This window comes from Candidatus Micrarchaeia archaeon (assembly GCA_041650355.1).
Taxonomy (GTDB): Archaea; Micrarchaeota; Micrarchaeia; order Anstonellales; family Bilamarchaeaceae; genus JAHJBR01.
In genome coordinates this window covers 1-9,203 of record JBAZLI010000036.1, presented here as the reverse complement: position 1 = coordinate 9,203, position 9,203 = coordinate 1, and the positions used below count along the sequence as shown (strand labels likewise).

12 protein-coding genes and 1 tRNA gene are annotated in these 9,203 nt (G+C 52.2%); 7 read left to right on the top strand and 6 right to left on the bottom strand.

The features are described 5' to 3' along the window. From WC488_03285 to WC488_03265, 5 genes are all read left to right on the top strand, one after another. On the top strand, positions 1 to 850 hold an 850-nt coding region (locus WC488_03285), incomplete at its 5' end, for a hypothetical protein (protein ID MFA5077425.1). Continuing rightward, the gene (locus WC488_03280; GenBank protein ID MFA5077424.1) at positions 847 to 1,554 is read left to right on the top strand and encodes a TatD family hydrolase; all 708 of its coding nucleotides are present in this window, start codon (positions 847 to 849) and stop codon (positions 1,552 to 1,554) included. The genes WC488_03285 and WC488_03280, both read left to right, overlap by 4 nt. A gap of 8 nt (positions 1,555 to 1,562) precedes the next feature. Further along, entirely contained in the window at positions 1,563 to 2,051 is a 489-nt protein-coding gene (locus WC488_03275) for an NYN domain-containing protein (protein MFA5077423.1), read from the top strand. Between the two features lie 65 nt (positions 2,052 to 2,116). Next, on the top strand, positions 2,117 to 2,341 hold the full coding sequence (locus WC488_03270; GenBank protein ID MFA5077422.1) for an LSM domain-containing protein: 225 nt from the start codon (positions 2,117 to 2,119) through the stop codon (positions 2,339 to 2,341). A gap of 503 nt (positions 2,342 to 2,844) precedes the next feature. Continuing rightward, positions 2,845 to 3,141, top strand: coding sequence for a hypothetical protein (locus tag WC488_03265; protein ID MFA5077421.1), 297 nt, complete (start codon positions 2,845 to 2,847; stop codon positions 3,139 to 3,141). Here WC488_03265 and WC488_03260 read toward each other — a convergent pair. From WC488_03260 to WC488_03250, 3 genes are all read right to left on the bottom strand, one after another. Beyond that, on the bottom strand, positions 3,132 to 3,686 hold the full coding sequence (locus tag WC488_03260; GenBank protein MFA5077420.1) for an alpha/beta fold hydrolase: 555 nt from the start codon (positions 3,684 to 3,686) through the stop codon (positions 3,132 to 3,134). The two genes, WC488_03265 and WC488_03260, sit on opposite strands and share 10 nt — an antisense overlap. Before the next feature lie 36 nt (positions 3,687 to 3,722). Then, a tRNA-Thr gene (locus tag WC488_03255) sits at positions 3,723 to 3,839 on the bottom strand. A gap of 34 nt (positions 3,840 to 3,873) precedes the next feature. Next, a complete protein-coding gene (locus WC488_03250; protein ID MFA5077419.1) occupies positions 3,874 to 5,037 on the bottom strand; it encodes a transposase in 1,164 nt (387 codons plus the stop codon). Between the two features lie 285 nt (positions 5,038 to 5,322). Here WC488_03250 and rpl40e point away from each other — a divergent pair, with 285 nt between their 5' ends. After that, complete coding sequence (gene rpl40e / locus WC488_03245) at positions 5,323 to 5,475, top strand: 50S ribosomal protein L40e (protein ID MFA5077418.1); 153 nt, start codon at positions 5,323 to 5,325, stop codon at positions 5,473 to 5,475. A 5-nt stretch (positions 5,476 to 5,480) separates the two neighbouring features. On the opposite strand, the gene WC488_03240 is transcribed toward rpl40e, so the two are convergent. After that, positions 5,481 to 6,605 carry a hypothetical protein gene (locus WC488_03240; protein ID MFA5077417.1) on the bottom strand — a complete coding sequence of 375 codons (1,125 nt, stop codon included), beginning with the start codon at positions 6,603 to 6,605 and terminating at the stop codon, positions 5,481 to 5,483. An 83-nt stretch (positions 6,606 to 6,688) separates the two neighbouring features. Here WC488_03240 and WC488_03235 point away from each other — a divergent pair, with 83 nt between their 5' ends. Further along, the gene (locus WC488_03235; GenBank protein ID MFA5077416.1) at positions 6,689 to 7,444 is read left to right on the top strand and encodes a DUF2797 domain-containing protein; all 756 of its coding nucleotides are present in this window, start codon (positions 6,689 to 6,691) and stop codon (positions 7,442 to 7,444) included. Here WC488_03235 and WC488_03230 read toward each other — a convergent pair. Further along, positions 7,434 to 8,183 (bottom strand): glycosyltransferase, encoded by a 750-nt coding sequence (locus tag WC488_03230; protein MFA5077415.1) that lies wholly within the window; start codon positions 8,181 to 8,183, stop codon positions 7,434 to 7,436. The genes WC488_03235 and WC488_03230 overlap by 11 nt on opposite strands. A 1-nt stretch (position 8,184) precedes the next feature. Further along, the coding region (locus WC488_03225; GenBank protein ID MFA5077414.1) for a metallophosphoesterase at positions 8,185 to 9,203 on the bottom strand (1,019 nt) is incomplete at its 5' end.

Here is a 9,203-nt window from a genome sequence, read left to right as displayed (position 1 = left end):
CGACGTGCTGCGGGCACCCAAAAGCGCCTTGCCTAGGAAGCTGAAGCCGGTCCCGGCCGCGGGCTGCGACCCTGTCCAAGCCAAGAAGGAGGTGGAAAAGGCATGGCGCTCCACGAGCGCGGTCCTGCTCGGCAGGGAGCTCCGGCGGATAGACGCCTACGGGAAATGGCTGACCGGCAACGTCGACTTCTACGACATAGCCGTCGAGCGCTCTCCGGCCAGCGGAGAGGACGTGTACGTGGTCAAGAAATACTGGGCGCTGGAAAATCTCCCCCCTATATTCGTGGGGACTGAGAAAGAGCAACTCGCCGCATTGACATTGGAGAAGAGGGATTTGAGCGGCAACCTGGCCAGCATGGTGAGGAGCGCGGGCCGCATCGCATACCTCTCCTTGTATTATTCTGAAAATTGCGCCAACCTGGACGCGCCGATAGTGTGCGCGAACGCGACCAACGGCTACAAGACAGTCATGGCGGTCCTCACAAAGAATTCCGGATATTCGTTCTGGCCCCGCGAGTCTGTCAACATCTTCGGCAGCTCGTGCGTCTTCGCGGGTTCCGCGTGCATAAACACTCATTACTCACAGAACGTCGCACGGACGTTTGAAGCCGATTCGGTATACAACTCGAGCGATCTCTATTTCTGCCACAACGTGGAAGGGTTGAGCAACGGGATGTTCTGCTTCAACGTCAAGAGCATGAGGAACGCCATAGGGAATGCGGAATATGAAAAGGAAAGTTATATGAAAGTAAAGAAATCGCTTCTCGAACAGATCGCAGGCGAATTGGAAAGCAAAAAAACGCTCAGATGGAGCATCTACAGCATCGGGGCGCACGAGGCCAAAAAATGACACTGCCCATAATAGACGCGCACGCGCACCTGGACTGCTACAAGCATATTGAGATAAAGCCAGGCTGGCTTCCGGTAACCGTTGGATATTCGCATTCTTCGAACATCAAAAACGCCGCGATAGCCGCGCAGTACAAAATCCCCTACGTGCTTGGAATCGCGCCCCAGAGCGCGATAAAGGAGGGCGTAGAGAAACTCGATTCGTGGGTGGAGGAGATAAAAAAGCACAGACCCAATGCGATAGGCGAGATAGGGCTCGATTTCCACTGGGCGAAAAATCCCGAAGATGTGAAAAAGGAGGAAATTGTTTTCAGCAGGATGCTCGGGCTTGCAGAGGAGATGAGGCTTCCGATAGTGATTCATTCGCGCGACGCCGAATCAAAAGTGATTGATGCGCTGAAGGAAAGGAAATTTTCGAACGGGATAATGATGCACTTCTTTTCAGGGACATTGGAAGAGGCCGAGAAAGCGCTGGACCTGGGCGCGCTCATCTCTTTCACGCCGCTCCATTCCAAGGAAAGAAAAAAGATTATAAACAGTTTGGAGCTAGAAAGTATAGTTGTTGAAACTGATTCGCCCTACGTTGTACGAACTTTTTACGATGTCGAGCGCGCGATAGATTACGTCGCGGAAGTCAAATCGCTGGACAAGGGGGTCGTGGCAGCCCGTACTGCCCGCAATGCGGCCGGATTTTTCAACATCTAGGTGATATCATGGGTCTTCTTGACGGGCTCATAGGCAGGAGCAGGAGAAAGCAGATTGTGTTCCTGATTGACGGGCCGAACAGCATAAGGAAGGGGATTGGGATAGATTTGCGGGAAGTGAAGCGGGAGCTCCAGAAGTACGGGGACATACGCATCGCCAAAATCTACCTGGACCAGTACGCTTCAGACAAGCTCATCGAGGCGATGGTGAACCAGGGCTTCAAGGTCGAGATTACCACCGGGGACGTCGATGTCACGATGGCGACAGAGGCGATGGAGTACATAATGGACAAGGACACGGACGTGCTGGCGCTCATGACGCGCGACACGGACTTCACTCCTGTGATAAGAAAAGCCAAGAAGTACGCGAGGGGCGCGATAATAGTCGCGTCGGACCTCGCATTCTCGGTCGCGCTGAAGAACACGGCGGACATAGTGGTGCTGATGAAGCCCGCCGGGCAGGGTGCCGCGGAGCACATAAAAAATGCCGAGGTTTAAAAATATTGACTGAGATGAAAAAAGACGAAGCTTGAGAGCTTTAGTTTTTTATTGAAGGTGAAACTATGCCAGAGAAAAGGCCTTTCGACGTGCTCAACGGTTCGCTCAACAACACCGTGATAATAGGGCTCAAGGGAGGAGTGGAATTCCAGGGGACCATGGTCGCGTACGATGTGCACATGAACATCGTGCTCGAGAACGCGAAGCAGTTCGTGAACGGCGAGGAGAAGAAGGGCCTCGGGACCGTGCTGTTGCGCGGGGACAGCGTAGTGTTCATATCCCCATCCTGATTTTCATAATTTTTTTCTGCTTTTTGCAGAATTTTGTGGGCTTATAGCTCAACAGCAGAGCGTCCGCTTGGCGTGCGGAAGGCTGGGGGTGCGAAAGAAGTTTCCGGTCTCGGGTTTTCGGTTTCGTGAAAACGGAACTGGAAACGGAAAACCGAAAACTCCGCGTTTCCCCCTGAGTCCATAATTTTTTTCCAGACGCGCGAGTTTTTGAAAAGAAAAACGCGCATAAACTTATTTTTCTCATCATTTTGCGCGGATTTCACGCAAACATATATATAGATTTCGTGCGAGTTTTTATCCGGTGATTGCTGATGGCAGCAAAAAAGAAAGCAAAGAAGAAAGGAAAAAAGAGATAATCTAACTGATTTTGCTGCCTAACCGCAGCCTTTTTTCGTAGCCCTCAGCTATCCTCCCGCACTTTTTTTATCTCAGAAAACCAGGCATTCCTTTTCCTACACGGGCTCTTTTAAATTTCTGCGTCCAATATTCTCCCGGGTGGTGGTATGAATCCAAAGGAACTGGAAGATAAACTCAGGAATTTTTTCGCCAAAGAGCTCCATGGAAATTTTTACCAGTGCGTGCTGACCTACAGCGACGGCAAGCCCAATCCGAGCAACCAGCAGAGCATAACTCTGAATACCGTGATGGTCGGGAACGCGAACCCGTCAAACACCCCGTTCGCTATTTTCCACGGACTCATGCGCACCATGGAACTCCAGGTAAGGAGCCTCATAGTGAGCATTTACGGCGGGGAAATAAAGCCGGAGGTGAAGGAGAAGCCGCCGAATTATTACGGATGATTCTGCTTCAGTATGAGTTCAAGCACGCGGGGGTATTCAGTAAATCCTGCCCCTTCGTTGATGTGGCCGGCCCCGTGTTCGACTGTCAGCTCCGCGCCGAGAAGCTGCGCCACGCGTTTTCCTTCCCCAAGTTGTATGAACGGGTCATTGTCCGAGTTGATGATGATGAATTTTTTCGAGCCCTTTCTGATTTTTTCCCAATTGAATTCATTATTGACAAAGCTTTCTATTTCCGGAATTCCCAGGTCCTTGGCGAACGCGGCAACCATTATCACAGCTTTCACGCGCTCGCTTTCCCCGAAGGATTCCAAAAGCCGCAGTATCGCAGGCCCTCCCAGGCTGTGTGAAACCAGCACCCAATCCTCATCGAATTTATTCACGTTCCCGCGCGCCTCCTTGAGCCATTCTTCCAGTTTCGGGTGCATCGTGTCAGGAAATTCAGGAGCTACGACCGTGATGCCTTGTTCGCGCAGCCGGTCCGCGAGCCAGCCGCGCCAGCAGTCGTGCGAATTCCCGCCCCAGCAATGGAAAATGAACACTTTCATGAACCTATTTCCCAGGCTTTAATTAAAAAACGTTTTAGCCCCAGCCGAGAATTGAACTCGGGGCCTCCTGTTTTCCGGCTTTTTCCGTTAACGCTTTCTCGAATGCGGAAAAGGGCTACAAGACAGGCGCTCTATCCACTGAGCTACTGAGGCTTCGGAATATATTGGCTCTCGGCACATATGTGAACTATCCACGGCTGAAGCCGTGGGCTTCTTCCTTCACTGAAGATATTTGCCCATTGACTTTATAATGGGTAGAGATAGCTTCTCCGGGAGCGTGACTTCCCGGCGTTCCGCCGGTAGCTCGTTGGAGTATGTTTATTGCTGCATTGAGGTCCCGATGCATTGAAGCGCCGCATGCGCAACTATGCCACCTTTCTGCAAGCGATTTTTTTGCAACTCGACTGCAGCTACTACATCTTTGTGAAGTGTTGGCAGGGTCAACCAGCACTACTGCGCCACCAGCTTCTTCCGCTTTGTAGCGCAGCATGTGGATGAATCCTGTCCAGCCGCAGTCGAGTATGTGCTTTGCAAGGAAAGAGCCAGACATCCCTTTCACGTCCAGGTTTTCCAGTGCGATGAGCGAGTATGCGCCAGCAATCTTCTTGCTCAGTTTGTGGAGGAAATCCATTCTCCTGTTTGCAAGCGCCTCGTGCGCCCTTGCCAGCTTCAGCCTGGCCTTTGTTCTGTTGCCACTCCCCTTCTTTTTCCTTGAGAGCATCTGCTGCGCCTTTTTCAGGCGCTCTTCTCCCAGCTTGAGATGTCTGGGGTTGGGAATCACTTCACCGTTGCTTAAATATGCGAAATTCTCTATGCCCAAATCAATCCCCGTGCTTTCTCCATCTCTACTTGCAGGTGTTAACTCTTTTTCGGTTATGAAAACCGCGTGCCATCTGCCAGATCGCGCTTTTTTTATCGTGAGGGTCTTGATTTCTCCTTCCAATTCCCTGTGCTTTTTGATGTTTATGGCGCCGATTTTTGAGAGCTCAAGCTTCTTCCCGTTGAGCCTGAAGCCGAATTGGGGGTAGCAAAAAGACCTCATGCGTTCCTCAGACTTGAATCTTGGAAATCCAGCCTTCCGTCCTGCCTTTTTCATTTTCACCATCAGCATCAGGGCTTTGTGCAGCCGGTCTGCCACATTCTGGGCCACTTGAGAGAAGAGGAAGTCTGGCTTGGCAATCGCGTAAAGCTGCTTTCTTGAAGGAAATTTCCCCGTCTGCTGATAGTAAGTTTTTACATATTCAAGCAGGGAATTCCAAAGAACTCTGCATGCACCAAGATGCTCTTCCAATTGCACTTCCTGCATTCTGGTTGGATAGAGGCGATACTTCCAGGCCCTCAAAGCACGCATGAATTTCTGAACATGTCGCAGCTTTATATAGGAAAAATGACGGGTGGTTTCCAGTGCATATCAAGGATGTTTCGCCGTCCGATAAGTCATCGCAACGACTTTATGGACCGTTTGTCCGATATTTCGACGCATCGAAATATGGACCATTCTTCGTTTCGACGAAGAATAGGTCGTTATGAAGACAAATTGGTCGTGCCTCGATCAGAATAAGGAAGAATTTCCCATCGCATTATTTTTAAAGTTTGCCGATTCAATAACATTCTCTATCATATCAGGTGATTTCATATGGGTAAATTCGCAGAAGCTGACGCTGAAATAATCAAGATAGTGATATGCAGGAAATGCAAGACCAGGAACAAGAAGGGAGTCGCTAAGTGCAGGAACTGCGGCTCCAGGTTCATGAGGCCAAAAAGAAAGGACATAAGGGCGAAGAAGTAGCCCTTTCATTTCAATTTCAGCACGGCCTTAAAAATGTCGGTGACGCGCATCGCTCCGACTTTTGTTTTTACCGCCCTGAGGAACTGCGAGTCCTTGAGCAGGAAATCCCTTATCTGCTTTTTAGTCGTTCTTTTATTCTTCCTGATAAGTCCCTTCACTCTGGCCCGGGTAAGGACTGGCAGCGCCTCCACCAGCTTCTGCCTGTCGGCCCCGGGCAATTCGAGCTTCCTGACCACCGAATCAACAACCACGATGTTCGTAGAAAGCTGTTCCTCAACACCTATTCTCCTTTTTTCAGCTACTTCCAGCGCTATTATCTTTTCCCCGTACTTCTCAAGTGTCTTCTTGTCCAAGGCGGCGTAGTTTATCTTTATGGGATGAACCGCGACAATCTCGGCCTTTTTACCATCCATTTTTTCATTTTTTACCTGAATGGGTGGCGCTATTGCGGGCTGAACCGCGACAATCTCGGCCTGCCTGACTGCTGCCGCGCTTTTAATTTCTAGCTGCGCACTATGCACAGTTTGCGCTTTCGCGGCTTCGGCCTTTGCCTCGCCCTCCTTTTTCTCAGCAACCTGGCCCTTTATGTCCTCGTGGGCAACAATTACCGCCGAGCCCCCTCCGAACGGGTCCGGGGATTCAATCTTTATTTTATCCATTATCTCCCTGAGCACAGCCTCGTCCACGTACTCCTTTATCATGGGCGTGGCTATGTATGAGTATATATTGTATGCAGACCTCTGCCCCAGCCCCTCCTCTATCACCTGCTGGGTCTCGTCCTCGTATTGCAGCGACACTTCTCCCTCAACAATCTCGCTTTTCCTGGTTTCGGGGTTGAAATATACCAGGCAGTAGGTTTTCGTCTCTGTTTCGCCTTTCGCTATTTCCTGCTTGTCCGGCTTCTGGAAGGAACTCTGCTGCCTCTCGCTTTTGCCCACGAATCCCTTGGTGTTTTCCACAAGCTTGTGCATCTTCAGCCCGGCCTCCTTTGTTTTTTCAGCCATGAGCTCGGCGTTTATGGCGAGCATGGTGGGAAAAAATGACTGGACCGGAACAGAAAGCTCCACCATCGGGTTCAGGAGCCTGAATTCCACCTCTGCTTTGTTGAGCAGTTTCAGGTGTTCGTCCATGTGCTTATACGCCCTGGAAGGTATAAAAACCATTGGAAACCACGCCCTCGCGCCTTTTTAACCTCCGTCAGCATCTATCCAGCATGCGCGGCCACATGATTTCATTCCTTCCTCTCCAGGGCACGCTCAGCTTCTGGGGGGAAGGGGGACCCGAAGCCGCGGAATTGAAAGGCGAGCTCTCGCTCTCGTTCAGCGCCGAAAGGTTTTGCACTGGCTACAATGACGGGGAGCATATGCACCGCTGCCCCATCCTGTTCCCGGGAAAGAAGCAATGCGCGCCCTGCGCGTCCAGGGACATATCAAGGATGTACACGCGCCTTGATTACGCTGGATTCGAGGCGGCTTACGAAAAGTTCCGCGGGCAGCAGTTCAGCGTTTATGTAACCTCATTCGCCCATGTGCTCAAGTGCGGCGTTACGCGGACAGCGCGCCTGCACGAGCGCGTAACCGAGCAGGGCGCGGACTTTTTCGCTGAGATAGCTAGGACAGAGGACGCCGAATCCGCGTACTCCATAGAATACGCGGCCCAGCAGGCATTCGGGCTGAGGAACGGCGTGACTTCCTCGCAGAAGATGAAGCTTCTCAAAATTGGCCCGCAGAGGGAGCGCATCGAGCAATGCGTGTCCAGAATAATAGAAAGCGGGCTGCTCAGCGGCGTCGAGGGCGAAATGAAGGTCAATGCGCTCGCTCACAAGGTCCCGGCCGCGTTCGAGGAAGCCAGGGAAATAGAAGGAGCGGTTACGGGGAACAAGGGCCAGCTGCTTTTCTTCAGGCGCGACAGCTCGGATTTCTGCATAAACATGGCTGTGAAGCCGGGCTTCAGCTTCTCTACTCCCTGATTGGCTCGTAGCGGTCGTGGCCCTTGTCCAGCAGGTGGGCCTTGAGGAAATTCGTGGTGTGGAAATACATGTAATACGCCTTGCCCCATTTCTTCACCCTGCGCATCGAGACAAGCGCCAGCGAGTCCTTCGCGTACACTATTTTCCCGTGTTTTTTCATCCTTTTCAAGAGTTCGGTGTCTTCCCCGCTCTTGAGCTTGCTGTCGAAGCCCCCCACTTTCAGGAAGATATCCCTTCTCATGGCCATGCTCGACGAATCCACGTAGTGCATCTTCACCTTGGAAAGCAGGTATGCAGTGGGGTGTAGTATGCTGTTCGCGAACACCTTGTCCACAATGTCCCCGTCTTTGGGGAGTATTCTGCCGGTGACCGCGACGATGTTCCTCTTTTCGAACGGCTTTATGATGTTCTTGAGCCAACCTTTCGCGTAGATCGTGTCGCCGTTCGCGCAAACCAGATACTCGCCCCTGGCCCTGAACGCCCCTGTGTTCCTCGCGACCCCTATCTTCTTCACGGGCTCGTGCAGTATGAGGTCCGCGTATTTCTTCGCTATCCCAATCGTCCTGTCGGTGCTGCCCCCGTCAATCACTATGAGCTCATAGGATATGCGGTCCCCCTGGTTCTTTATGGACTCCAGGGCCTCGATTAAGTATTTTTCCTCGTTCAGCGTGGGCATGATTATGGAAACTCTGGGCATCCCCTCCCTTGGATTGGAATACAGCACTTTGGATTCAGTCATGCTAAGCACCCTTCCTTGCCTCGAGGCATTCCTGCCCTGCATCGGCGCTTTCCGCCAGCTTTTCGAACATCTCGACAGGGTCGAACGCCACCTTGCCCCTGACTTTCTGGGCAAGCCTCTTCAGCGCGGCTTCCCTGACTGAAACGCCATCCTCGCTCTTCTCGCGCAGCTTTTTTATCTTATCTGCCGCGCTTTCGCTGTCCAGCGCGTTCTGCACGAAAACGCCTTCGGGGCATGAAATCGAGAAATCGCCTGCAGAAAGGCCATGCTTCAGCGTGCCGGTAATCCTGACTTTCACTATTGCGCCCTCGTGATCCTCCCTCAGCCCCTGGATTCTTTCCAGCACCGAGTTTTTCGCGTCCTCGAGCGCCGCGTTTTCCAGCGCGACTTCCGAATAGAAGAACAGCCGGCTCGCTATGGGCTGGAAGGTGTGCTCCTTTTTTCCGGTATCGTACAAAATGTAGCCCCTTTCGCCCTGTTCGTCGTTCCTGAGCTGGGTGATTACGGTGCTCCCGGGAATGAGCAGTTTCCCGTCCAGTTCGGAGTGGTATTTGTGTATGTGCCCGTCCACTATCAAGTCGAATTCCAGGTCGCGCAAATCATCCAGCGAAAGCTCGTCTTCCCCGCCGTAAACCAGCTCCTTTATGGACTGGTGAATCATGAGAATCCTGAAATCTGCGCCAGGAACCGGCAGGGCCAGCACCTTTTTCAGCGCCTCCCTCGCCACATCCTCCGGGACGCTGCCCATGCACGTTATCGAGACGCGTTCTCCTCCGGCTTCGATGATTTCGGTCCCTGCGTGCACGTACTTCACTCCGGCCAGTTTCGAAAGGAGCTGGACCGGGTTGGTCATGTCCCTGCTTCTCCGCTCGTGGTTCCCGTGTATTATGAATATGGGCTTTTTTCTCCCGGAAAACATGTCCGCCGCGCGCTTGAGCGTCTCCAGCTTCGGTATCTTCGTGTCGAAAACGTCCCCTGCGACTATAATGGCGTCAGCCTTGCCTCGGCTCCGGAAAGCGC